This window comes from Algoriphagus sp. 4150 (assembly GCF_031457395.1).
In the GTDB taxonomy this organism is placed as follows: Bacteria; Bacteroidota; Bacteroidia; order Cytophagales; family Cyclobacteriaceae; genus Algoriphagus.
The window spans coordinates 116487-140900 of record NZ_JAVDWS010000006.1; the positions used below are offsets into that span (position 1 = coordinate 116487).

The window sequence follows — 24414 nt, forward strand, 5'->3', positions numbered from 1 at the left end:
CTATGATCGAATATGTGAAGACTATCTTACAAAAGGTCAGCTTTTCGAAGTATTTGTTTGAGCGTGAGCTGAGAAAAGGCTTAAGGCTTATTTCCCCTACTGAGGTTCAGGAATTCAGAGAATGGTGTTACCTGATGTTTGGCAAAATGCACCATTTAATTCTCAATAGATATTTCGAACCTGCAATTTAATTCAAAAGCCCCGGCCAAATGATGGGCGGGGCTTTTTCATATAGGATAGTTGGTCCTCCTTTAATTAATCTTTTGTTGCAAAATCCGGATATGCACGCATGCTGTGCTCATTGATATCCAATCCTTCCGTTTCTTCAGCCTCATCTACCCGGATACCGACGGTCTTTTTCATCACAAAGAAAATCACTCCCGCGAAAACAACACAGAACAGACCTACCGCAGCGACCCCTATCAACTGAGAAACAAACTGGCTCACGCCGGCCAAATCTCCAAAGATCCCAACTGCCAAAGTTCCCCAGATACCACCTACCAGATGGACTGAAATCGCACCTACAGGATCATCCACTTTGATTTTGTCAAAGAACACCACTGCCAAGACGATCAAGCCACCACCGATCAAACCGATGATGATCGATGAAGTAACTCCCATCAAATCCGCACCCGCAGTGATCCCTACCAAGCCTGCCAAAATCCCATTCAACACCATAGTGATGTCATATGTTTTGAACATCAGGTAGGAAACAATCAGTGCACCAATAGCTCCTGCTGCTGCTGCCATACATGTGGTCACAAAAACCTTGGACACCAATCCCGGATCAGCGCTTAGGACAGAACCTCCGTTGAATCCAAACCATCCGAACCATAACAAAAACACACCAAAAGTAGCCAAGGGAATATTATGACCCGGAATCGCAGTCATACCCCGAGAAGTGTACTTGCCAATTCTAGGACCTAACAAAGCTGCTCCTATAAGGGCGCCCCATCCGCCTACCGAGTGTACGATAGTAGATCCGGCGAAATCATAAAATGGCGTCTCAAGAGTATCCAAGAATCCTCCTCCCCATTTCCACATCCCTACGATAGGGTAACAAATAGCCACATAGAGAATAGAGAAGAAGATAAACGGCCCCAGTTTCACCCGCTCAGCCACTGCTCCGGATACTATCGTAGCGGCAGTAGCTGCAAACATCGCCTGAAAGATAAAATCTGTAAAGAAGGTATATCCCTCATTGTAGTTGCTAGTATCCCAGCCTTCCGGCAGTGAGAGCCCAAAGCCTGCAAATCCAAAGAACGAGCCTGCATACTCTGCTCCAGGGTACATTAAATTGAACCCAACAAAAGCATAAGTCAAAAGTCCAATTGCCGGGATGATGGTGTTTTTGAACAGGATGTTCACGGTATTTTTAGAACGGGTAAGTCCGGCTTCCAAGCTGGCAAATCCCAAGTGCATGATGAAAACCATGGTAGTGGCGATCATCATCCATAAATTATTGACGGTAAATAAGTCTTGCATTAGATAAAATAGGTTCGGTGAATTAAGTGAATAAGATTAAAGTGCCTGCTCGCCTGTATCGCTGTTTCTGATACGATACGCTTCCAAGACGTCATAAACGAAGATTTTCCCGTCTCCTACCTGACCGGTGTTGCCTTCAGTCAGGATACAGTTGATCACAGGCTCCACCAATTCTTCAACAGTGACAATTTCGATTTTAGTCCTAGGAATGTAGGCGGGTTCATAAGGAACACCACGATACATTTCAAGCCTGGCATGCTCCAAGCCCATCCCTTTCACTTCATAAAAAGTGAGAAACTTTACCCCAAGTGCTGCCACACAAGTGTGGATTTGGTCAAAGCGGGAAGTCCTGATAATCGCTTCAATTTTTTTCATTTTTTTCAATGGGTCTAATGGTTTTTTGAGATTATGGCATAAAACTAAACAGAAAATTAAAATAATTCATATTTCGGATAAAAATTTACCCTTCAATCAAAATATTCTTAGGAAATATTCGATTAGAAGGTATAAACAAAGCCAATATTCAAATTGAAAAATATAAATATTAATAATATCGGTTCAAATCAAAACGAATAGCTTTTCATGATTCACCAACTTCGACTTGCCTCGCCAACATAAAAACTTAATTTTGCCATCGTTTTAAGAACCTACATATGAACCAGAAACCTACCTTACTTGTACTTGCTGCCGGAATGGGAAGCCGCTACGGAGGAAACAAGCAAATCGACGGATTCGGCCCAAGTGGAGAAACCATATTGGAGTATTCTATTTTTGACGCTATTAGAGCAGGTTTTGGCAAAGTGGTCTTTATCGTGCGGGAAGAAATCCTGGAAGTAGCCAAAGAGAAATTTCTCCCAAAACTTAAGGGCAAAATCGAAGCTGACTTTGTAGTCCAATCGCTGGACAGCTTTGTCCCTTCAGAATTGAAGCAGGCGGAGCGCAAGAAGCCATTCGGAACAGCCCATGCCGTGCTTTGTGCCAAGGATGTCATCAAAGAGCCATTTGCGGTGATCAATGCGGATGATTTTTATGGAAAAGAAGCTTTCGATGCGATTGGCAAATTCCTGATGACTGAAGTAAAGCCGGACCTTCATGCGATGGTGGGTTATGCTATTCAGAATGTACTTTCTGAGAATGGCACCGTAAGCCGTGGGGTCTGCGAAACCAATGAAAAAGGCCACTTGATCGGAATGGTGGAAAGAACTTCCATCGCTCGTGAAGGTGACAAAATAGTTAGCAAAGGAGACGATGAAGTGTTGGAAATTGCAGAAGGTACGCCTGTGAGCATGAACTTCTGGGGCTTTCACCAGAATGTGTTTACTGACATCGAGAAAATGTGGAATAAGTTTCTTCCGGAGAATCTCGACAATCTCAAATCTGAATTCTACATTCCTACTGTAGCAAATAATCTGATACAGGCCAATGAAGCGGCATTTGACCTACTTGAAGGCGGAAAAATATGGTTTGGCGTCACCTATACAGAAGATAAACCCGTGGTGATCGATTCCCTGAAAAAACTGCATGAGGCCGGGGATTATCCCGCTGATCTATGGGAATAAGGTAAAGGAGCTTCGGCTCCTTTTTTTATTCATCGGCCTTAATGATTCCTTCATTTATCGAAAAGAAAAACACCTCACAATCCAATTCAGTTAATATTTTCTTTGACCGCTCCGGTCTGGCATCTGTCAGAAATATCTGCCCAAACATATGCTGTGAGATCAATTTCATCAGTTGGGCAATTCGCAGATCATCCAGCTTGTCAAAAATATCGTCCAGCAGCAAAATCGGTTTATCCCCTTTTTCTTTTTCAAAAATCTGAAATTGGGCTAGTTTCAGTGCGATGATATAGGACTTCTGCTGTCCCTGGCTCCCAATCTTACGGATGGGATGTCCTCCTATCATAAAAGCGAAATCATCCTTATGAATGCCCGCGTTGCTGTTTTTGGTGATCAAATCCTTTTTCCGCAAGCTTTTGAAATAATCGGCAAAATCTTCACGCAATGCCTCAGTCTCATAGATCACACTGACAAGCTCTTGCCCTTGAGATATTTGGGAATAATGACTTTGTAATAAAGGTGCCATTACTGCCAATAGCTCATTTCTCCTTAATGCCAATTTTAAACTGAGTTCGATCAGTTCACTGTCGTAACTATCCAAAAGGGTCAAATCGCGCCGCCCGGTCTCTGCAAACTTTTTCAGCAGAGCATTTCGCTGCTTTAAGAAGTGATGATACCGAATCAACTGATCCAGGTACGTATGATCAAGCTGAGAAATCAGCCCATCAAAAAACTTTCTTCGCCCCTCACTTCCACCTTTGATCAACTCCGTATCATCAGGGGCAATCAAGACTAAAGGAATACGCCCCACATGCTCGGACGTTTTGGCGAGTGCCTTTCCGTTTTGATAAATCTGTTTTTTCTTTCCCAATTCCACCGTGCATCTCACTTCCAGCGGCTTTTCATCTGCCAGTTCAAATTGCCCTTTGATGGCAAAAAAATCCCGCTCGTGCTGCACATTTAAGCTATCGCTGGACTGGACTGCACTTTTGGTCAGGGACAAGTAATGTATCCCGTCGAGCACATTGGTTTTTCCACTGCCATTCAACCCCACAAAACAATTTATCACGTTGGAGAATTGAATTCTAGTCTTCTCATGGTTTTTGAATTGTAAGAGTTCGAGAGACTTCAAGTGCATGAGATTGGGTAATTATTTCGAAGGGAGCCTGTTATTTAGGGCGGGATGATTATATTTGAGACCTAAAATTAGCATATTTTCATCAGTACGATATGGCAAAGAAAACTGCAGCAACTAAATCAAAAGTAAAATATTCGAAGGAGACCTACACCTTTTGGTACGAGAGCATGCTCTTAATGAGGAGGTTTGAGGAAAAAGCGGGGCAACTTTACGGTCAGCAAAAAATCAGAGGATTCTGTCATTTATACATTGGTCAGGAAGCTTGTGCATCCGGTGCTATTTCTGCCTTGACCAAAGACGACAAGTGGATTACAGCTTATCGCTGTCATGCCCATCCACTTGGATTGGGCACTGACCCGGGAGCTGTCATGGCTGAACTTTTCGGCAAAGCAACAGGTACTACCAAGGGAAAAGGTGGTTCCATGCACATTTTCGACAAAGAAAAGAACTTCATGGGAGGTCATGGAATCGTAGGGGCACAAATCCCTATGGGTCTAGGAATGGGCTTCGCAGAGAAATATAAAGGCACCAAAAACTTAGCTATTTGCTACATGGGTGATGGTGCTGTACGCCAAGGTGCTTTTCACGAAGCGTTGAATTTGGCTATGCTTTACAAAACCCCGGTGATTTTCGTAATCGAAAACAACGGCTACGCAATGGGAACTCCTGTTAGGAGATCATCGAATGTGGAAGATCTATCTACATTGGGAGAGTCTTATGACATGCCTTCTTTTGCAGTGGACGGGATGAATGTGGAAGCTGTACACGAAGCAGTAGCCGAGGCAGCTGATAGAGCAAGAAGAGGCGACGGACCTACCTTGCTCGAAATGCGGACTTATCGATACAAAGGACACTCGATGTCTGATCCTCAGAAATACAGAACTAAAGAAGAGGTAGAGGAATACAAGCAGCGTGATCCTGTGGAGCAGGTACTTGCTACGATCAAAGAAAACAATATCCTCAGCGAGGAAGAGATCGAAGAAATTATCAAAGGGGTGAAGCAGAAAGTAACCGACGCAGTGAAATTTGCCGAAGAATCCCCTTGGCCTGACGGGCAGGATGCCTTCAAGGATGTTTACATCCAAGAGGACTATCCTTTTGTAATGGAATAAATCAACAAAATCCTAACGTCTTAAAAGCCATGAAGACAGAAAGCTTTCATGGCTTTTTTATTGGGCTTTGAGGAAATTATAAAAACCGTATATTTGCGGCTGAAATTTGAGTAGCATGGCAACGAAACAGACTAAAAAAGTACACCCGGAACATCACAATGATATTTTGGAAGACCCTTCCGAGATAGCATCAAGACTAGGCAGAGGTGAGGCTTTTTTAAAGCAGAATAGCAAGGTACTGGCTGGCGTATTAATCGCCGCAGTGGTTTTGATCGGAGGAATCTTATTTTTCCAAATCAACACACAGAACCAAAATGAAAAAGCACAGAAGGAAATGTTCCAAGCTGTATATTTCTACGAGCAAGACAGTGTGCAGTTAGCATTGAACGGAGATGGCATCAATGCCGGATTTCTAACGATAGTGGATAACTATCCAAGGACAGACGCTGCAAATCTTGCCCATTTCTACATTGGCTCTATTTACCTTTCTGAGAGAAAATACGAAGAAGCATTGAAAGAATTGGAGCAGTTTTCTGCTGATGATTTCCTTGTACAGGCTAAAGCCTATTCTCTTATCGGCGATACCCACATGGAGCTTGGAAATACAGACAAAGCTATTTCCAACTATAAAAAGGCTGCTGAATACGATGAAAACAAGTTTTTCACTCCTAAGTATTTGAACAAATTGGCTATTGCATACGAAGCGGCAGGTAAAACTGCTGAAGCAATCGCTGCTTATGGTCAGATCGAGGACAAGTATTTCGAGTCATTCGAATTTGCTGCAGCACGAAAACATAAAGCTCGCTTAGAAGGTCTTGCCTCTAAGTAATGCTTCTTGAATAGCATACTAAGAAGAGTAAGGCCCTGTGGTCTTACTCTTTTTTTGTTTAAATCAGTTCTACTTCCCCAGAATACGATAATCCAACGGTTCCAAAATCCAGATTCTTGGTTCTTGATTCTTGATTCTTAAGCCTTAAACTCTAAAAGCTTCCCCATATGGCAACTTCCCTTAAAAGCCTCAGTGCCCACTCCTCCAAAAATATTCAGGACATCAGTAAAAAAACATTTGGCATCATCGTCTCCGAATGGAATGAAGATGTGACCGAAGCACTCTATTCCGGTGCCTATCAGACACTTTTGGAAAATGGAGCAAAAAAAGAAAATATAATCCGTAGAAATGTTCCGGGTTCGTTTGAACTCACGCTGGCAGCCCAATGGCTAGCTCAGGAAGAAAGTATAGATGCCGTAATCTGTCTAGGCTGTGTAATTCAGGGTGAAACTAAGCACTTTGACTTCATCTGCGACGCGGTAGCACATGGCATCACCAACGTAGCCTTGAAATATAACAAACCTGTGATTTTCGGAGTATTGACACCGAATACTCAGCAACAAGCTATGGATCGTGCCGGAGGAAAGCATGGCAACAAAGGCGACGAGGCAGCTATCACTGCTGTCAAAATGCTTGGATTCTAAAAACAAAAACCTATTAACCTTATACTGATTAATCTATGAAAATCATGAAATTTGGAGGCACCTCTGTGGGCCGTCCAGAACGCATGCACCAGGTAAAAGACCTGATCATCCGTGGTGATGAATCAAAAATCGTAGTTCTCTCTGCTCTTTCAGGTACCACCAATTCCTTGGTGAGCATCGGTGAGGCGTTGGCAGCGGCAGATAAAATCCTGGCAAAATCCAGAATTGACGAACTCCATGCCCATTACAACGACTTTTATCCCAAGCTAGTCACAACTGAAACGGCTAGAGAAAAAGCTCAGGAAATCATCAAGGAACATTTTGAGTTTCTGAATATCCTGCTGAAAATCTCCTTCAATGAAGCGATCAACCGTGATATTCTCGCTCAGGGTGAATTGCTTTCCACCAAGCTTTTTCATACGCTATTGGAAGAATTGGAGATTCAGTCAGTATTTCTGTCAGCATTGGATTTCATGAGCATAGATGAAAATGCCGAGCCGGAATTGCAAAAAATTTCAGACCGATTGAAGTCAATTCTAGCGCAGCATCCCGATGACACCATTTTCATCACCCAAGGGTTTATTTGCAAAAATCACCTGAATGAAGTGGATAACTTAAAACGTGGTGGAAGCGATTATACTGCCTCATTGGTAGCAGCGGCAATCCAAGCTACTGCCTGTGAGATCTGGACAGATATCGACGGCATGCACAACAATGATCCTAGAATAGTCGACAAAACCCGACCCATCGCAGAGATGTCATTTGACGAGGCGGCAGAGCTTGCCTACTTCGGCGCCAAAATTCTCCACCCCGCATCCATCTGGCCAGCCCAGCAATTCAACGTGCCCGTGAAACTGCTCAATACCATGCAACCGGAAGCCCACGGCACGCTGATCAAAGCAAAAGTAGAGTCAACAGGAGTAAAAGCAATCGCCGCTAAAGACGGAATCACAGCCATCAAAATCAAATCCAGCCGCATGCTGCTGGCTTACGGTTTCTTGAGAAAGGTCTTTGAGATCTTCGAGAAATATAAAACGCCCATAGACATGATCACCACTTCAGAAGTGGCTGTTTCTGTCACCATTGATGATTTAAGTCACTTGGAACATATTCTGGAAGAGCTTGGCACGTTCTGCAATGTGGAAGTAGACCGTGACCAGACGATTATCTGCATCGTGGGGAATATGGTTTCGGAAAGCAAGGGAGCAATCCAATCTGTCATTGATTCTCTGATAGAATATCCTGTACGGATGGTTTCCTTCGGTGGTAGCCGCCATAATGTATCCGTCTTGGTGGATTCCAAATTCAAGAAAGAGGCACTTCAAAGTCTTAATCAAGACCTGTTTACTTGGTAAAATCAAAGAGGCGGTTTCAAAAGTCAAGGAAAATGTCTTCGCGGGTGAAACGAAGCGATCTCAATGTCGATTCAAACGAAATCGGCTTAGATTGCCTCTCCGCCTATGGCGGATCGCAATGACGAAACACTTTTGAGATCGCCTCACTTTTATTTAGACTGAATCTGATTATTTTTACGGCATGTCAGATGAAAAAGAGAAAGCAGGGTTCTTAAAGCGCCTACAAACCAAGTGGAAATTGGATAGCCTGCTTCAGGTCGTTCTGGTTCTGGTGGTTTTCGCCTGTACAGGTTTCACTATACTTTTTATCAAAAACCCAATCTTAGATTTTTTCGGGGTCGAGAAAGGCGGATTTGTCAACACATTTTTATACCTCTTGTTGGTGCTGCCTCTATACCAGATTTTTTTGCTGATCTACGGCTTTATTTTCGGCCAGTTCACCTTCTTTTGGGAAAAGGAAAAGCAGATTTTTAGGAGAATTGGAGAGATGTTTAAGCAAAAAAAGACATAGTCTAAAACTCTTCCTTAAGGATTACCTTCTGGTTTTTATCGAAAAGCCTTAGAAAATCAATTTCACCTGTACCCTCAAAAAAGTAGGCAACACCCACTATATCCCCCGCATCTTCAGAAAATGATTTTTGTAAAACCAATTCATCAGCCATGTGGACTTTCACTTCCTTATTTATTACAGAAACTTGCATTTCAGCCCATTCTGAAGAATCCACACCAAAACCTGACAAGTCAGCCTTTTTCCCCTCTATGCTTTCCCCTGCCAAAAACACACCAATCTCAGAGGAGCATCCCGGGATCGAAACCGGGATCATTAAGGCACTATTCTGACAAATAATTACCAACTGGGAAAACTGACAGGTTCCACTACCCTCCGAATAGGTATTCCGAAAACGCGTTTCCAAAGAAAAAGAATCACTGGATAGCCCCCCAAAGTCCTCCACATAATAAAACCGGGAAATTGGCAATTCCGGTTGCAAACTGACGTTCTTGCTCAGAAGATCGCTTTCAGAAAGGCCTAATTTACCATTTTTGATAACTACCTCTTTTTTGAAATAAATGGGGACAGGATCTTTTTCGACAAGTGAAAGCCACCCACCTGTGGCTATTAAAAGATCATGCTCCTGCATCACTTCTTCTCCCATAATCAGTTTTGCCCTAAAATAGCCCGGATAGTAATAGACGGAAGTAGCTTGATCTTGATTTTTATCGATTTTAAACCTCTTGCTTGTGTCCCAGGATTGCTGAATAAAAAGAGAATCTGTGGACGCACTTGAAACATCAAACTCAAATACTACCGAATTAGGAACCCCGGAAGTGACAGGCTGGCTGCTAAAAGTAAATGCTGCAGGGTCCACTGCCTGTTCAGGTTTTTTATCCAAAAAGTCCCATCCGACTAAGACCACAGTAATTAAAGCAGCAACAACTAATAAGGCGGAAATCTGCTTTGAACTCCATTTTAACACCCCCTTTTTTTGAAACGGTGCATCTTGCGGTTTTTCGGGCTCAGGGGTTTCTATTCCTACCTCTTCGTGAATTGAGTCATTGAAAGCTCTAAAGCTATCAAATCCAACAAATTTAGCCAGTGCGTTTAAGGTAGTAATCTGAGGTTCACTCTCATATTTGACTTTTCCCCAAAGTCTCCTTAGGGTACTTGTGCTCAGATTTACGCCTGTTTTAGAAAAGATTTTCTCACTCAATAATTCGAAATCATTATTTTTCCAATGCCGGCTGTCACCCCAACCCAAATTTTCTTCAATCAGTGCTAAGCATTTTTTTAAACTGGATGGATTATTTAGCATTCGTTATTCTCTGTTTTCTACAAAGAAAGATAACAGTTTGATTTTTTGCCCACAGAAAAAAGTTCGTGAAAAGCCTTGAACAGCTTTTGAACAGCCTTTTAGCCTTGGTTCAATGACTGTGCTCTTAAATTGGCAACCATATTCTCGCACCCTAAACCAACAAAAATGAAAAAACTCATTCTACATAGCGCTGTACTTTTCCTTTTTTTCAATGCCTATAGTCAATCAATTCCACTTAATTCCGAAAGTTGGAATTTCACGCCGAATTCTGTTGAATTCAAAACTAAGAATGGGGTTGAAAAAATGCTTATTTCTCCTTCATCCGGGAAAGTCGTAGCGAAGAACATTGAGTTTAGCAATGGGACTATCGAGTTTGATTCATTTGCCACCAAGGCACTTTCCTTTTTCTTCAGGATGGAAAATAAGGATGAGAATGAATATTTCTACCTAAGAACTGCTAGAGCCGGGGATTCCACTGCCATGGATGCTATTCAGTATGCCCCCTACATAGATGGCGTTTTGATGTGGAATATTTATCCTCAGTTTCAATCAAATGCCAATTTTAGTCTGGAGGGAAAGAACCATTTCAAGTTTGTAGTCTCAGGTTCCAGAATGGAAATCTATATCAATAGTGAAACTCCAACTTTAGAAGTGGATCATCTGGAGGGAAATTTTGAGACAGGACTATTGGGTTTTGAGGGAGAAGCGGAGATATCAAATGTAAAGATTGACCCAAAGAATACAGGTAGTCTTTCTACTTCACCGGGTATCGATCCTGTAGCAAATGATCCCAGGTATATCCGCAACTGGGCTGTGAGTGAAGGAATACAAATACCTGATAAGGTGGATTTTAGTTATGAATATCTTCCTTCACCGGATACTGAATGGAAGATAATAACGACAGAAAGAAGAGGCTTAGTAAACCTGACAAGGCTATTTGGTAAAATAGAAGGAAAAAGATTGAATTGGCTCAAACTGAAAATTGAGTCAGAAAAAGAACAAACCAAGCAAGTTGATTTTGGATTCCTTACCGAAACATGGGTATTCCTGAATGGTCAAATGCTCTACTTAGACAAAAACTTGCAAGGAAGACTAATGGCAAAGAAACCTGATGGAAGAATATCTATAGAAAATACATCTTTCGAATTGCCCTTAAAAAAGGGACAAAATGAGCTGTTAATAGGAATAGCAAATCAGGCATGGGGTACAGGGGCTATGATGAGACTCGACAATCTGAACGACGTCAAGGTTTCTCCTGACCCCAGTTTTGACGACCGCATGACCAAACTTCCAAAAGCATCTTTAAAAGCATTTGAGGGCAAATATTTGACAGAAAACGGGATCGAACTTGTCGTCACAAGTAATGCTTACTCCTTAATTTTTGAAAGTCAGAATTATATTAATGCAACTGCATATCCAAAATCTGACAGTCTTTTTTTTGTGAGAGAGTTCGATGCTGAATTTCAGTTTCTCTTTGATAGCAATAAGGTAGTATCAGGGTTGGAGATTATTTTCAATGGAGAAAAATTTGCGACTTTGAAAAAGAAAAAGGATTAACTCCAAATTCTAATGATAAACAACTGGAAAACAATTTTAAGATAAATAGAGCATAATTCTAAGTGGCACACCCTGGGATGATTATCCATCAAGTGAGATTCTCCCGAAGGTCGGGACAGGTTATGACCTTTGAAAAACAAATTATAAACACATGAAAAACACAATAATTTCTTTTGTATTAGTGACACTAGCTCAAGTTGCATTTGCACAAGAGTTTACACCAAACCTACACGATAGTAATCTCTGGTATGTCCAGAATAGAGAGCCATCAAAAACGACGACTAATGGCATAGAACTGAATGCTGAGGAAGGAGACGGAATGATGGTTCTAAAAGACTTTGATTTTAAAAATGGAAGCATAGAGCTTGATGTCAAAGGGGAGGATAAACAGGGGGCAAGTTTTGTAGGCTTGGCTTTCAATATTCAAAGTGAGTATGAGTATGAAACACTTTATTTTAGACCTTTCAATTTTCAAAACGAAGCACGAAAGTCCCATGCTGTCCAGTATACTTATAATCCAGATTATACCTGGGATGTGCTTCGGGAAAAATTCCCGGCTAAATACGAAAACTCGCTTGAACCTGCCCCGGATCCAAATGATTGGTTTCATGTACGTATCACTAAGCTCAACGGTAAGATCAGCGTTTACGTAAACAACCAATCCGACCCTTGTTTGGTGGTGTCAAGTCTCTCTAAAAAGAAAAATGGAATGATTGGACTTTGGGTGGGAAATGGGTCAAAGGGAGAATTTAAAAATCTTAAAATCGTGTTATAATTCTAAGAAATTCTACTCCAATTCACAGCAGTTTTCTTTTGTTGTCTGACTTGTCTGAGAATAGGTAGATTTTCAGGCTGAGCCAGCTCAGGGTCTACAGCCAATAGTTGCTGCGCCGCATCTCTGGCCAAAGTCAATATCGGTGCATCTTTACTCAGGTCAGCAATCAGCAGATCGGTAATCCCGCTTTGCTGCGTTCCCATCAAATCCCCGGGACCACGCAATCTCAAATCCACATCGGCGATCTCGAAACCATCGTTGGTGCGAACCATAGTCTCCAGTCTGACACGGGAATCTTTAGAAAGCTCATACTTGCTCATCAGGACGCAATAACTCTGCTCAGCACCTCTTCCCACTCTTCCTCGCAGCTGATGTAACTGAGACAGTCCAAAGCGCTCTGCATTCTCTATAATCATCACCGAAGCATTGGGCACATTCACACCCACTTCGATCACCGTTGTCGCTACCATGATTTTGGTTTCTCCCTTGACGAAACGCTGCATCTCGTACTCCTTAGCATCGGCCTTCATACTGCCATTTACTATGCTGATCGGATAGTTTGGAAAGGCTCGGGAAATACTTTCGTAGCCATCCATGACATTTTTCAAATCCATTTTTTCGGATTCCTCGATCAGAGGATAGACGATGTAAACTTGCCTGCCTCTTTTGATTTCCTCATTGATAAAGCCAAAAACCTTCAGACGGTCTTTATCATAGCGATGCACGGTCTGGATCGGCTTTCTACCCGCAGGCATCTCATCGATCACCGACACATCCAAGTCTCCGTATAGCGTCATCGCCAGCGTCCGTGGAATAGGTGTAGCTGTCATGACCAGTACATGAGGGATAAATTCCTCATTCTTTGCCCAAAGTTTGGCCCGCTGAGCCACGCCAAAACGATGCTGCTCATCGACAATGGCCAGCGCCAAGTTTTGGAACTGTACCACATCTTCCAAAAGCGCATGGGTACCGATCAGAATCTTAAGTTCACCGGAAAGCAGCTCCTCATGGATTACCTTTCGGGCAGATTTCTTGGCTGAGCCTGTCAGCAAGGCAATTTTCAATCCCATCATATCGGCAAATTCCTTCAATCCCGCATAATGCTGGGTAGCTAAAATCTCCGTAGGTGCCATCAGGCATGCTTGCGCACCGGAGCTGATCGCTATCAGTGCACAGATAAATGCCACCATGGTTTTTCCGCTTCCCACGTCACCCTGGATCAGGCGGTTCATCTGTTTGCCCGACTTCAAATCACTATACGCTTCCCGGATTACCCGCTTCTGGGCATTGGTGAGCTCGAAGGGAATATGATTGGTATAAAATTCCGTCAGCAATTCAGTATTGTTCAATACCTGGCCACGGTACTTCTCCGTTCTAGCCACTTTCAGCGTGAGCAGACGGAGCTGTAAATAGAAAAACTCCTCAAATTTCAAGCGTTTTCTAGCCCGCTGAAGAAGATTAGGCTCAGTAGGAAAATGAATCTGCCGTATCGCTTCCTTTTTCCCTATCAGCTGATATTGCTCCATTACCTCACTGGATAAGGTCTCCTGAATATGCGGAAAACACACCAGCACCAGTTGCTCCATGATTTTGGAAATTCCTTTGGAGTCCAAAAATCTTGCTCTCAGCTTTTCAGTGGTGGAATAAATAGGTTGGAAATTGTTCCTTTTCTCATTTGCCGTGGTCAAAGGCTCCATTTCGGGATGAGCTATGCTCCACTTTCTTCCAAACTGGGCCGGTTTTCCCAAGAAAACATAAGCCGCTCCGGAGACAATATTTTTTTGAACCCAGGCAATCCCCTTGAACCAAGTCATCTCCATCTCCCCGGTCTCATCAGCCACGTGGGCAACCATGCGCTTTTTATTGCCCATTCCCACCAATTCTACCTTTCGGATTTTGGCAATCACCTGCACAGATTCCATATCAGAGTGAAGCTCCCGAATCTTAAAAAATTTTGTCCGGTCTTCGTAGCGAAACGGATAATGCTGTAGCAATTCCCCGAAGGTGAAAATATTCAACTCCTTGTTGATCAGAGCGGCACGCTGTGGGCCAACTCCTTTGAGAAATTCTATCTTGGTGTCAAAAAAACCGGACAAGGAAATTTGATTTTTGGGATAGGACAAATTAAAGCCACTCTGTCCAATTGCCAATAAAAATGACTGAAATTGTCTGAAATCAATTTCAGGATTGCGTGACCGACTTCCAGATTTCCTCCAATTCAGCCTTATTTGCCTGAAGGCTTTGGAGCAAAATCATCTGGTTTTTTGCTCTGTGAAAATTCTGCTCGGGATAATTCACTTTGTAGTAAATATTTCCCTGCAAATGATCTGTCAAAAACCGAAGTCCCATAATACAAGTCATCACTTCCCCTGCCAAGAGCAGGGACCTTGTCTCTTTCTTTGAGCATAGGGATTTTACTCCTTCCCAATAGCCTTTGAGCAGTTGTTCGAATACAGGAATTTCAACTTTAATCGCATCCCAATTTCCGCTGATCTCTGACTCAGAGCATGCAACGGTACGCACCAAGTCTCCGAAATCATACATCAGGTATCCACTCATCAACGTATCCAAATCCACCAAGGCCTCCACTTTCAGAAGATCATGTGAAAAAATCAGATTGTTGATTTTGGTATCGTTGTGCGTCAACCGATTCGGTAAGACAGCCTGATAATCTTTATATTCAGCAATCAGCTCCACTTGTCCCAAGTAGAAATCCAATAGTTTCTGATCTTCAGTGGATGGATTCCCTCTTTCGCTTGCCACTTCCTGAAGCTTTGCGAAGCGTAGGTCCAACCGGTGAAAATCCGGAATACATTCCTGCAGCTGCTTCGTATCTACCTCTTTTCCCCATTCTGCGAAAACTCCGTAAGCTTTTGCGGCAAGATACGCCTGATCCAGTGCTGTAATTTCTTGGATAGTTTGCCCAGATACGAAATCAAACAGGCGGAATATCTTTCCATTCCATTCTGTAATCAGTTTTTTAGCCGAATTGGGTAGGGGCAGAGGCAATCGGAAAGGCAGAAGCTTTTCGTCACCCTGAGTCTTTACCAATCGCTGATTGTTCGAAATTCGCTCGGGATATGGGAAAACAGAATTGTTAAACTCCTGTAAGATATATTTAGAATTCCCCGATTCGATCAGGTAAGTCCCGTGAATAAGGCCTGCCCCGAATGGATGAAATATAAAATCTTCGAAAGAATTGAAAGAATATGCAGCAAGAATACCTGCGATGTTTTCCTTTACCATGGCCCAAAGCTATAGGATAGCTTGCAAATCAGAATTATCGGCACAAAAAAATCTTCTCATTGATCATTCTTCTATTAATTCCTTCTTCCTTCGTCGACCAATTAGCACGCTGCTATTTCAATTACATCCTTTTTCACACAGGTACAATCCATCACCCTAACCCTCCCCAGTAGGCTATAATCCTTCAGTTATTCATCTAAAGTGCTTATATCAGAAAAGAGAACGTACCGAATTCATAGGAAATTGACCCGCTTATCCGAAAGGCTAACCTTTTTCTTAATCTTTTATTTTGGAATTGATCAAATAAGGCAAAAATCTGAGTAAACTTCTGCTTCAGACTTTTTCCATTTGACAGAAAATAAATACATTAGCAAAATTTATTATTTAAGTAGAAGGTGTTTTATAAAAAAAATTAAAGAATACATTAATCCCATATATTATGAATGTAACCTCTATTGACTGGGCGATCATTGCCTCTTTCTTTGTTATCTCCCTATTGATAGGAATTTATACATCGAAAAAAGCAGGAACCTCTGCCAAAGAATTTTTCCTTTCGGGTAGAAACATGCCTTGGTGGTTACTTGGCGTATCTATGGTGGCGACTACATTTTCTGCAGATACTCCCAACCTAGTGACGGATATCGTGAGGAAAAACGGGGTCGCGGGCAACTGGGCATGGTGGGCGTTTTTGCTTACAGGCATGTTGACCGTATTTGTCTATGCCAAACTATGGAGAAGATCTGAGGTTACCACTGATTTGGAGTTTTATGAATTAAGATACTCCGGCAAGGGAGCTGCATTCCTTCGGGCATTCCGGGCGCTTTACCTTGGTGTATTCTTTAATGTGGTGATTATGGCGACAGTTTCGCTCGCCGCCATCAAGATCGGCGGTGTAATGCTAGGCCTGAGTCCTATTCAGACTTTACTGATTGCCTCTATTGTCACCGTGGTGTATAGCTCACTGGGTGGCTTAAAAGGCGTTTTGCTGACTGACTTCTTCCAGTTTTTCATAGCAATGATCGGTTCATTTGGAGCTGCTTACTTTATAATAGACCTTCCTGAGATCGGAAGTTTGAACAATCTTCTGACACACGAGAATGTGGCGGGAAAGCTGGACTTTCTTCCTGATTTCTCTGATCCCAACGCTTACATCCCTCTTTTTCTGATGCCTATTGCTATACAGTGGTGGGCCACTTGGTATCCCGGTGCTGAGCCCGGAGGCGGGGGATACATCGCACAGCGAATGCTTTCTGCCAAAGATGAAAAAAATGCCATAGGTGCGACCTTGTTTTTCAATATCGCGCATTATGCCATGCGCCCATGGCCATGGATTCTGATCGCACTTTCATCCCTAATTATTTTCCCGAATATTTCGGATTTGCAAACCGCATTTCCAAATATCCCTGTAGATAAACTGGGAGACGATTTGGCATACTCGGCCATGCTGACCTACCTGCCGACGGGTCTAATCGGTATTGTACTAGCCTCATTGATAGCAGCTGTGATGTCCACGCTATCCACTCACCTGAACTGGGGATCATCTTATATAGTGAATGATTTCTACCTGAGATTCATGAAACCGGAAGCTTCAGACAAGGAATTGGTAGCAGTGGGAAGAATCTCCACGGTGGTCTTGATGATCCTATCGGCGACCTTGGCACTAGCACTTTCCAGTGCCTTGGATGCCTTCAACATCCTGCTTCAAATCGGTGCCGGAACAGGCCTGATTTTCATTCTAAGATGGTTCTGGTGGAGAATCAACGCCTACACTGAAATTTCTGCCATGGCAATTTCATTTGTAGTGGCCATTTTCTTCGAGGTGATCAATCCAAAGGTAAACTGGATCATGATTCCGGAAAACCAGGCCTATCTGAAACTTGTCTACAGTGTCAGCATTACCACAATTGGCTGGCTGATCGTGACCTTCGTCACTGCCCCCGAAAAGGATGAAGTATTGCTTTCTTTCTATAGAAAAGTTACTCCTGCTGCATTTGGCTGGAAAAAAGTACTCGATAGGTATCCTGCCGAAAAGCAAGTAATCGGTCAACTTCCGAAAGAAATCGGCCTGATGATGATAGGATCTCTAATGGTGTATGCAGCACTATTCTCCACAGGATTTTTCATCTATGGAAATATGATGGCCGGATTTATTGCCGGCGCCATTGCTTTGACCGGAGGAATAATTATTATCCGTTCTTGGAAAAAACTGGGTTAATCAATAAATTTTACTGAATTCATCAAGTGGGCCATGTCCTCCTTGATGAATTCTATTACAGGAGAAAGAGAATCATTTTTCATCGCTGTATTGAAGTATAAGGCTCCTCTGAGAAAATTCTTGGTAGAGTCCGTCACAAAGAACTGAAACTGTGTGGGCACCTCCCCGGTAAGTTCTGCCACCACTCCTGTGTATCCCCGGGGAGTCAATAGTACAGCTTCCTCAATCCCATAAGCCTTGACTTGATGCTGTGCCGTAAGCCTAAAAGCATCATTGGACAGTTGCTTAAAATCCACATTTTTTCCATCGATTCTCTTATAGGTCAAATGCACTTTTGCCCCAAAATCCGCATAGTTTAAATTGACCCAAGCATTCTCGTGTATATTAAAAGAATCTGCTTCCACCCTAGAATAACTGGAATAGTCTATTTGATAGGGGTACCCCTCTGTCAACTTCTCAAAAGAACGGGCAGGTAAATCTATCCGATTATAACCCGGCGGCTTTGGCAGATATGACTGATCGCATCCTGCTAATCCAACTAGCAACAGACCGATCCATAGATATTTCCTCATGGTTTAAAATTAGGTAAAGAGTTTGATTTGGCCCGGGAATAATTGAAATTTAACCAAATAACCAATCTCTATTCAAAATGAAGAAAGCACTACATTCCCTTTCAGGTGCCCTGATGGCTGCCGTTTTTATGTTGGCTGCTACAGCAGTTTCTGCCCAAACAACCAAAGAAGAGTTTCTCAGCAAATGGGAAAATAGCAAGCAATTTACCATAGACGTACTGGAAAAAATGCCTGAATCCGGCATGGACTACAGGACTGATTCTGATGCTATGTCATTTAAAGAGCAGATCCATCACATTGGAAATGCCGTCGTAGGGATTTCTCAAGGATTTCTAAAAGGTGGAGACCCCGGATTCACTATTGATATGGCCACTGCAACCAAAGCTGAGTTGGCAGATTATATAGGAAAATGCTACGATTATGGCACAGCTACCATGCAAGCGCTTTCTGATGCTGATGCAGGTGAGACTATCGAAGTATTTGGGAATAACGTGACTAGACGTCAGGTGATGGCCTTGCTAATGGATCACACCACACATCATAGAGGTGCTGCTATTGCTTACCTGAGAGCTGAGGGTGTAGAACCTCCTGCCTTTGTAGGTTTCTAACCGGAATATTCAAAAAAAAACGAGGCTGTCTCATAATCAGGTTTTCTTGTCAGGCTGAGCGAAGTCGAAGCCTTTTATGCGCTAATTAAGCTCATTTCGACTTCGCTCAATGAGACAATTATGAATTATGAGACAGCCTCGTTTCTGTTTTTGGAATACTTTACTCTCTGATCCAAGCTACTTTTTCATCCAAGCTTTCCCTTTTACCTTCAGGCCAGTTGTCGGATGCCGGCTTTGCCACATAGAAAAAGCCCATGAGTGCATCTTCGCCCTCAAGTCCGAAATCTTCTCTCGCTTCTTGCCAGAAAGTCGGCCCACCGGTTCCCCAGTAAGCCGCCAGTCCATGGGCAGAAGCCGTCAAATACATATTCTGAACTGCCATAGAAACAGCTGCAATCTCTTCCATCAAGGGAATTCCTTCAGATCTTTTCATCAAGATCGCAATCACGTGAGAAGCCTTCAAAGGCCCCTGCTTGAACTTCTCGTACGTAGCTTCCAAAAAAGGTGTTCCATTCTTCTCTGCTCGAAGCTTGTATAGATCAGCCTGATAGTCCGCAAACTTCTTCAGACCATCCCCTGTGTACACAATAAACCTCCATGGCTGAGTCATTTTATGTGTAGGTGCCCAGCGTGCATTTTCCAGCATTTCTTCGATAATAGAATCATCTACCGGATCATTTTCTTTGAACTGTGCCGCAAACATGGATCTGCGTCCACGGATAATTTTATTTACTTCTTCGATGTTGAAGTCGGGTCTTTGCATAATTTTTGGTGATTTTATTCTTCAATTGAATGTGAGTAAGGTTTATTAATCGACAAAAGTTTCCCTGATCACGAATTTACATTTTCTTATTTCTGACTGTGTCAATTTCTAAAGAACTAAAATACTTACTCAAATGATCCGTCAAGGAATAGCCTTCTCAAGCTTGGATCAAATTTCTCAATAGCATACCGCAAAGCCGTTCGGGGCATCGTGGTATAGTGCTTTCTTAAAAACTCCATTTCCACTTCAAAATCCTTATTGCCGATCTCCCGAAGCATCCAGCCCACAGCTTTATGAATTAAGTCATGGGGATGAAACAACAGCTTCTCAGCTAGAGCCAAAGCATCATCGAAATACCCTCTTTTGATCCAATAATAAGAACTGATCATTGCCACCCGCTGTCGCCAGAGATGATCTGTTTCAGCCAACTCATAAAAGAGATCCTTCTCCAGATGCAAATAATAATGCCCGAGAATGTGATGACAAGAGCTATCAACTAAGTCCCAGTTGTTCACATAATCAAGTTGGGACAAGTAGAAATCCACCAATTTCTTTCGGTCAGAATCTGTTTTTAACTTTTGGTAGCGATAGACAAGGATAAAAATCGCAGTGAGCCGTACCTCATGATAGGCATCATGAAGCAGTTCTTCCACCTCAGTAAAGTTTATTTCCCTGAAAACCACTTTGGCAATCTTCCGCTGTTCGGGAACTGACACTCCAAGAAACAGGTCTCCCTCACCATATTCACCGGGACCGGATTTAAAAAACCGGGGAAAAAACATCGCTTTCTTAGGATTAGCTTTGTCCGTAAGCGATGCTTTGATTTGCTCTGTCAATAGACTCATCACTAAAAGTAAAAAAGCTTACCCTAATCTAAAAATCATCTCCCCCGAAGTTATCTCCTCCTTCTCTGCGGCTGTTATTTTCACCATTCTTCTCCTTGAATCCTCCAAATCGATAAGTAAATGCAAGTGTTCCCACTCTAGTTTCCCGCTGAAAAACCCGCCTTTCATCAAATCTGGGGTTGGTGGTGGTGATTCTGAAATTTCTGGTATTGAAGATATCACTGACATTGGCAGATATGGTGGCTTTACCATTGAACAAATCCTTTCGGATCCCCATGTTCAAACTGTACTGGGGCTCGATTTGGCCTTGAGGCAAGACAATCGGACCTCTGTAGTTTCCCTGAGCCTGCACGCTAAACCAATTTGGAATCAACCAATTTGCGAGCAAATTCAAAGTCCAACTGAAGTTCTCATTGCTAAAGTCCTCCTCTATATTCTCTGCGTTGACCTTGGAATAGAAAAGATTTCCGGTCAATGTCGCATCAAGGTTATTAAAGACTTGGATCTGGTTGATCAACTCAAAACCTGTACTGGATCTGGTGTCTGCATTTTGACGGCTTTGGATAGCCACATTATCATCTGTCAGAATGGTAATTCTGGTTTCCACATCCGTACTGTAGCGGTGATAAACCGTCGCATTGAGAAGATATTTTTCCCAGCCTTTCATGTAGCCTACCTCATAGCTGTCTGTGAATTCCGGCTGTAAATACGGATTACCGATACTGAAATTGTACTGATCCCGTAATCTGTAGAGAGGTGCCAAACCCCAGATACCGGGTCTAGAGATTCTCCTTGTATAGTTAAGCGTAAGCTCATTCTCTTCAGCTATAGAATAACTCAAAAAAGCACTTGGGAAAACATTAAAATAGTTATTCGGAATGCTTTCCTGATCTCGGACAGTCTCTCCCAGAGTCTCTGTATACTCCCCTCTCAGACCAAGCTGATAGCCAAATTTGCCCATAGTATTTCTATATGTAAAATAGGCCGCATAAACTTTCTCATCGAAGTCATACCCATCGCTCAGCGAATCTACTACAGCAGGCACGAAATCCGTAAACTCATCCCCCTGAGCGAACTCCTGACTCCGCTGCCAATTGCCGATTGTGGCTTTTAGTCCAGTCTCGATAGACGCTCCGTTTTGAAAAGGTTTTTCATAATCCATCTGAGCCACATAGAGCGTGCTCGTCCTAGGTCTATTATTTCTCTGAATAAAACGCTTGGTCAGATCAGAATTCCCATCGGCATCGAAATACGCCTGATCTGAAAAATCCCTTTGGTCTCTGTCATCATAAGCGTAAGAAAGTGAAGTGTAAAACTTCTGCCCGAGACTGTCGATGTTCCATGTATAATTTATTCCGCCTTCATAATTTCCACTGTTACTAAACTCATCATTAATTCGGATAGAACTAGAATCCAATGAACCGCTCTGGCTTAAGTTACGCTGTCTGATATCAGAAAATTCTACTTCATCGTCGAAATTCCCCTGAAAATAAACTCCCAACAATCCCCTGTCAGAGACGCTATAATCTACTCCCACTCTGATTAGATGGGTTTGTTCTACTTCGTGCCCATCCTGAACCTGCTCTAGCCGTGGAGAAAATCCTTCGAGATAATTGTTTCTAGCGCTTTCACCATTTTCCAATTGACGACGATCCTGCCAATTGTAGGAGGCATAGAAATTAGCTTTTTCGGTACCATAATTAAGATTGATGCCGGCTTGATATTTTTCCCTAGTTCCGACGGAGGCATTCACCTGGCCGTTAAAACCCGTTTTTTCATTCTTTTTCAATACGATATTGATAATCCCTCCGACCCCTGTAGCGTCGTATCGGGAAGATGGATTAGTGATCAATTCCACTGACTTGATACTATTGGCGGGAAATTGAGACAAAATACTCTCCGTATCATCGCCAGATAGATTAGAAGGCCGTCCATTGATGTAGATCAGAATATTTCCACTTCCCCGCATCGTAATTCCTCCCTCATCATCCACTTGAATGGATGGCAATGTGCTTAACAATTGCGAAGCAGTTTGGCCTTCTGCCACGATACTGTTTTCCACATTATACGTACGCTTATCAATATCTGACTCAAACATCGATGTGACTCCCTCCACTACCACTTCGTCAAGATTTTGCGCATCTTCCACCAGCGTGATCGTACCTAGATTCACTGAGTTCTTATTAGCAACTAATGTGATCCTCTCATGAAATTCCAAGTAGCCTATAAACCCTACCCGTAAAATATAATCTCCTGCGGTTGTTTGAAACTCGAAGCCACCGTTCAGATCACTCATACCTCCGGCGACAACGATGGAATCTGATGGAGAAAGTAATGCAATATTTGCAAACTCAAGAGCAATTTCACGGTTTCCATCCATCACTTTTCCCTTCACTCGAATCTCCTGAGTAAAGGCATCAAAAGATGACATCATAAAAATAAGACTGAAAACAAGGGAAATTTTATTCATAATAATAGGTCAGAGCGGGTTCTGTAAATGAGGTAAGTCTTTTTATATCACTGACATCAACCAATTAATAATCAAATATGTATAGCTGATTTCCCTCAGGTAAAGAGACAAAAGCAACATAGGATTTGGCAAACTTGAATGTTTAGACCGCTTCGGTCTTCCGGTCAGATAAGCGAAGGAACTAAGGCAACGGATATAATTGTGCCTAATCAGATAATTTAAGAGATCTCTGTTAATAACAACCTTAAAATTTAGCGTAAGGTTTTGCTTTTTGTATAAACTTGTTTGATGGAACCATGTCTGGATAACAAGAAAATTAGCTATTCAAACGGTATCCCCTTTCTGATAACAAATCAATAGCTCTGCTTCGGAAGAGATTAATAATCACTTAATTATTGAGTTACCTGCCTTTAAAGATGATTCGATTGATATTTTCATTATGCTATATGCCAGTCATTGCTCATGTTGACTAAAGCTCTCCTATCCAAGTCAATCAACAATGGGAAGACTTCAGAATGGAAACATTTATTTCTCAAAGTCAAATCCAAACGTAAAGAGAGGCCTTTTTTCAGCAATAAACTTCTAGGGCAGTGCGGATCATACGATCTACTGTTTTTTCAGCTTCTTTATCAAATTCCCCGCTGGGGCGGTTGGCCACAATTGCATTGAGACTTAGCATTCTATGATTCAAAAGTTGCCCCATGGCATAATAACCTGCAGTCTCCATTTCAAAATTAGTCATCCTTAGCCCTGCAACTTCCAGCTCTGCCAGACGCTCTATCATATTTTCCATCTTCGGCTTAAGTCTTATTTCCCTGCCCTGTGGTGCGTAAAATCCCGGAGCGGTAAGTGTAACCCCATGATAGAATTCACCGGGTAATTTCTGTAATAACTTAGACGAGGCTGATGCCTGATAAGGTAAAAAAGTGAGGTCAAGTGTATCTTTCACCAAGTTTGACCAAGCTTGACTTCCTTCAAGTTTCGGATAAAACTGCATCAATGTATCTACGCCTACGGCTATCTCTGAAACCAAGAGACTTCCCACAGGCAAGTCTGCCTGCATGCTTCCTGAGGTACCCAGCCGGATAATTTCCAAGCTTTCCTGTGTAGGTTTGACAGTATGCGTCTTGAGGTCCACATTGACCAAGGAATCCAACTCAGTCATCAAAATCTCCACATTATCAGTCCCCATACCTGTACTCATTACAGTGACCCGTTTACCTTGAATTCTACCTGTATGAGTGACAAATTCCCGCTTACTTACTTTAAAGTCAATTTGATCAAAGTATTTGGAAACGAGGGCTACCCGATCCGGATCCCCTACAGTAAAAACAAGAGAAGCCAGGTTCTCTGGCTTCAAATGCAAATGATAAATGCTTCCATCAGCATTCAATATCAATTCGGATTCTGGAATTTGTCTACTCACGCTACAA

The 24414-nt window shown here is 42.5% G+C and carries 22 protein-coding genes; 11 read left to right on the forward strand and 11 right to left on the reverse strand.

Annotated elements, in window-relative coordinates:
- Positions 1–2: 2 nt before the first annotated feature.
- Positions 3–191 (forward strand): hypothetical protein, encoded by a 189-nt coding sequence (locus J2X69_RS10640; RefSeq protein WP_310102796.1) that lies wholly within the window; start codon positions 3–5, stop codon positions 189–191.
- A 64-nt stretch (positions 192–255) separates the two neighbouring features.
- On the opposite strand, the gene J2X69_RS10645 is transcribed toward J2X69_RS10640, so the two are convergent.
- Positions 256–1485: an ammonium transporter gene (locus J2X69_RS10645; RefSeq protein WP_310102799.1), complete on the reverse strand. Its 1230-nt coding sequence runs from the start codon at positions 1483–1485 to the stop codon at positions 256–258.
- Between the two features lie 36 nt (positions 1486–1521).
- A complete protein-coding gene (locus J2X69_RS10650) occupies positions 1522–1860 on the reverse strand; it encodes a P-II family nitrogen regulator (RefSeq protein ID WP_310102801.1) in 339 nt (112 codons plus the stop codon).
- Positions 1861–2138: 278 nt separating this feature from the next.
- On the opposite strand from J2X69_RS10650, the gene J2X69_RS10655 reads away from it, so the two are divergent.
- On the forward strand, positions 2139–3044 hold the full coding sequence (locus J2X69_RS10655; RefSeq protein WP_310102804.1) for a sugar phosphate nucleotidyltransferase: 906 nt from the start codon (positions 2139–2141) through the stop codon (positions 3042–3044).
- 25 nt (positions 3045–3069) lie between these two features.
- Here the strand turns inward: J2X69_RS10655 and recF are convergent, their stop codons facing one another.
- Entirely contained in the window at positions 3070–4179 is a 1110-nt protein-coding gene (recF, locus tag J2X69_RS10660; protein WP_310102807.1) for a DNA replication/repair protein RecF, read from the reverse strand.
- Positions 4180–4271: 92 nt separating this feature from the next.
- Here recF and pdhA point away from each other — a divergent pair, with 92 nt between their 5' ends.
- The 5 genes from pdhA (at position 4272) to J2X69_RS10685 (ending at position 8630) form a co-directional block, all read left to right on the forward strand.
- Positions 4272–5291 carry a pyruvate dehydrogenase (acetyl-transferring) E1 component subunit alpha gene (gene pdhA / locus J2X69_RS10665; RefSeq protein ID WP_310102810.1) on the forward strand — a complete coding sequence of 340 codons (1020 nt, stop codon included), beginning with the start codon at positions 4272–4274 and terminating at the stop codon, positions 5289–5291.
- A 115-nt stretch (positions 5292–5406) separates the two neighbouring features.
- Positions 5407–6120: a tetratricopeptide repeat protein gene (locus J2X69_RS10670; RefSeq protein ID WP_310102813.1), complete on the forward strand. Its 714-nt coding sequence runs from the start codon at positions 5407–5409 to the stop codon at positions 6118–6120.
- A gap of 167 nt (positions 6121–6287) precedes the next feature.
- The gene (gene ribH, locus J2X69_RS10675; protein ID WP_310102816.1) at positions 6288–6764 is read left to right on the forward strand and encodes a 6,7-dimethyl-8-ribityllumazine synthase; all 477 of its coding nucleotides are present in this window, start codon (positions 6288–6290) and stop codon (positions 6762–6764) included.
- 35 nt (positions 6765–6799) lie between these two features.
- Complete coding sequence (locus tag J2X69_RS10680; RefSeq protein WP_310102820.1) at positions 6800–8119, forward strand: aspartate kinase; 1320 nt, start codon at positions 6800–6802, stop codon at positions 8117–8119.
- A gap of 181 nt (positions 8120–8300) precedes the next feature.
- Complete coding sequence (locus tag J2X69_RS10685; RefSeq protein ID WP_310102822.1) at positions 8301–8630, forward strand: DUF6787 family protein; 330 nt, start codon at positions 8301–8303, stop codon at positions 8628–8630.
- Position 8631: 1 nt separating this feature from the next.
- On the opposite strand, the gene J2X69_RS10690 is transcribed toward J2X69_RS10685, so the two are convergent.
- A complete protein-coding gene (locus tag J2X69_RS10690; protein ID WP_310102825.1) occupies positions 8632–9930 on the reverse strand; it encodes a hypothetical protein in 1299 nt (432 codons plus the stop codon).
- Between the two features lie 165 nt (positions 9931–10095).
- Here J2X69_RS10690 and J2X69_RS10695 point away from each other — a divergent pair, with 165 nt between their 5' ends.
- Entirely contained in the window at positions 10096–11487 is a 1392-nt protein-coding gene (locus J2X69_RS10695) for a hypothetical protein (RefSeq protein ID WP_310102828.1), read from the forward strand.
- 151 nt (positions 11488–11638) lie between these two features.
- On the forward strand, positions 11639–12262 hold the full coding sequence (locus tag J2X69_RS10700) for a family 16 glycoside hydrolase (protein ID WP_310102831.1): 624 nt from the start codon (positions 11639–11641) through the stop codon (positions 12260–12262).
- Positions 12263–12264: 2 nt separating this feature from the next.
- Here J2X69_RS10700 and recG read toward each other — a convergent pair whose 3' ends face one another.
- On the reverse strand, positions 12265–14358 hold the full coding sequence (gene recG / locus J2X69_RS10705) for an ATP-dependent DNA helicase RecG (RefSeq protein ID WP_310102834.1): 2094 nt from the start codon (positions 14356–14358) through the stop codon (positions 12265–12267).
- Positions 14359–14443: 85 nt separating this feature from the next.
- Complete coding sequence (locus J2X69_RS10710; RefSeq protein ID WP_310102836.1) at positions 14444–15508, reverse strand: aminoglycoside phosphotransferase family protein; 1065 nt, start codon at positions 15506–15508, stop codon at positions 14444–14446.
- A gap of 439 nt (positions 15509–15947) precedes the next feature.
- Between J2X69_RS10710 and J2X69_RS10715 the strand changes: the two genes are divergently transcribed.
- Positions 15948–17723: a sodium:solute symporter family protein gene (locus J2X69_RS10715; RefSeq protein WP_310102839.1), complete on the forward strand. Its 1776-nt coding sequence runs from the start codon at positions 15948–15950 to the stop codon at positions 17721–17723.
- Here the strand turns inward: J2X69_RS10715 and J2X69_RS10720 are convergent.
- Positions 17720–18295, reverse strand: a complete 576-nt coding sequence (locus J2X69_RS10720) for a gliding motility lipoprotein GldD (RefSeq protein ID WP_310102842.1) — start codon at positions 18293–18295, stop codon at positions 17720–17722. The genes J2X69_RS10715 and J2X69_RS10720 overlap by 4 nt on opposite strands.
- Positions 18296–18372: 77 nt before the next feature.
- Here J2X69_RS10720 and J2X69_RS10725 point away from each other — a divergent pair, with 77 nt between their 5' ends.
- Entirely contained in the window at positions 18373–18903 is a 531-nt protein-coding gene (locus tag J2X69_RS10725) for a DinB family protein (RefSeq protein ID WP_310102845.1), read from the forward strand.
- Positions 18904–19063: 160 nt separating this feature from the next.
- Here J2X69_RS10725 and J2X69_RS10730 read toward each other — a convergent pair whose 3' ends face one another.
- The 4 genes from J2X69_RS10730 to J2X69_RS10745 form a co-directional block, all read right to left on the reverse strand.
- Positions 19064–19666, reverse strand: coding sequence for a nitroreductase (locus J2X69_RS10730; RefSeq protein WP_310102848.1), 603 nt, complete (start codon positions 19664–19666; stop codon positions 19064–19066).
- Between the two features lie 125 nt (positions 19667–19791).
- Positions 19792–20511, reverse strand: a complete 720-nt coding sequence (locus tag J2X69_RS10735) for a DNA alkylation repair protein (RefSeq protein WP_310102851.1) — start codon at positions 20509–20511, stop codon at positions 19792–19794.
- 28 nt (positions 20512–20539) lie between these two features.
- A complete protein-coding gene (locus tag J2X69_RS10740) occupies positions 20540–22981 on the reverse strand; it encodes a TonB-dependent receptor domain-containing protein (RefSeq protein ID WP_310102854.1) in 2442 nt (813 codons plus the stop codon).
- A gap of 568 nt (positions 22982–23549) precedes the next feature.
- On the reverse strand, positions 23550–24407 hold the full coding sequence (locus J2X69_RS10745) for a nucleoside phosphorylase (protein WP_310102858.1): 858 nt from the start codon (positions 24405–24407) through the stop codon (positions 23550–23552).
- Positions 24408–24414 lie beyond the last annotated feature (7 nt).

Bases quoted from the DNA above. Each gene is read 5' to 3' on its own strand.
- J2X69_RS10640 (WP_310102796.1), top strand. From the start codon at position 3: ATGATCGAATATGTGAAGACTATCTTACAAAAGGTCAGCTTTTCGAAG.
- J2X69_RS10645 (WP_310102799.1), bottom strand. From the start codon at position 1,485: ATGCAAGACTTATTTACCGTCAATAATTTATGGATGATGATCGCCACT.
- J2X69_RS10650 (WP_310102801.1), bottom strand. From the start codon at position 1,860: ATGAAAAAAATTGAAGCGATTATCAGGACTTCCCGCTTTGACCAAATC.
- J2X69_RS10655 (WP_310102804.1), top strand. From the start codon at position 2,139: ATGAACCAGAAACCTACCTTACTTGTACTTGCTGCCGGAATGGGAAGC.
- recF (WP_310102807.1), bottom strand. From the start codon at position 4,179: ATGCACTTGAAGTCTCTCGAACTCTTACAATTCAAAAACCATGAGAAG.
- pdhA (WP_310102810.1), top strand. From the start codon at position 4,272: ATGGCAAAGAAAACTGCAGCAACTAAATCAAAAGTAAAATATTCGAAG.
- J2X69_RS10670 (WP_310102813.1), top strand. From the start codon at position 5,407: ATGGCAACGAAACAGACTAAAAAAGTACACCCGGAACATCACAATGAT.
- ribH (WP_310102816.1), top strand. From the start codon at position 6,288: ATGGCAACTTCCCTTAAAAGCCTCAGTGCCCACTCCTCCAAAAATATT.
- J2X69_RS10680 (WP_310102820.1), top strand. From the start codon at position 6,800: ATGAAAATCATGAAATTTGGAGGCACCTCTGTGGGCCGTCCAGAACGC.
- J2X69_RS10685 (WP_310102822.1), top strand. From the start codon at position 8,301: ATGTCAGATGAAAAAGAGAAAGCAGGGTTCTTAAAGCGCCTACAAACC.
- J2X69_RS10690 (WP_310102825.1), bottom strand. From the start codon at position 9,930: ATGCTAAATAATCCATCCAGTTTAAAAAAATGCTTAGCACTGATTGAA.
- J2X69_RS10695 (WP_310102828.1), top strand. From the start codon at position 10,096: ATGAAAAAACTCATTCTACATAGCGCTGTACTTTTCCTTTTTTTCAAT.
- J2X69_RS10700 (WP_310102831.1), top strand. From the start codon at position 11,639: ATGAAAAACACAATAATTTCTTTTGTATTAGTGACACTAGCTCAAGTT.
- J2X69_RS10710 (WP_310102836.1), bottom strand. From the start codon at position 15,508: ATGGTAAAGGAAAACATCGCAGGTATTCTTGCTGCATATTCTTTCAAT.
- J2X69_RS10715 (WP_310102839.1), top strand. From the start codon at position 15,948: ATGAATGTAACCTCTATTGACTGGGCGATCATTGCCTCTTTCTTTGTT.
- J2X69_RS10720 (WP_310102842.1), bottom strand. From the start codon at position 18,295: ATGAGGAAATATCTATGGATCGGTCTGTTGCTAGTTGGATTAGCAGGA.
- J2X69_RS10725 (WP_310102845.1), top strand. From the start codon at position 18,373: ATGAAGAAAGCACTACATTCCCTTTCAGGTGCCCTGATGGCTGCCGTT.
- J2X69_RS10730 (WP_310102848.1), bottom strand. From the start codon at position 19,666: ATGCAAAGACCCGACTTCAACATCGAAGAAGTAAATAAAATTATCCGT.
- J2X69_RS10735 (WP_310102851.1), bottom strand. From the start codon at position 20,511: ATGAGTCTATTGACAGAGCAAATCAAAGCATCGCTTACGGACAAAGCT.
- J2X69_RS10740 (WP_310102854.1), bottom strand. From the start codon at position 22,981: ATGAATAAAATTTCCCTTGTTTTCAGTCTTATTTTTATGATGTCATCT.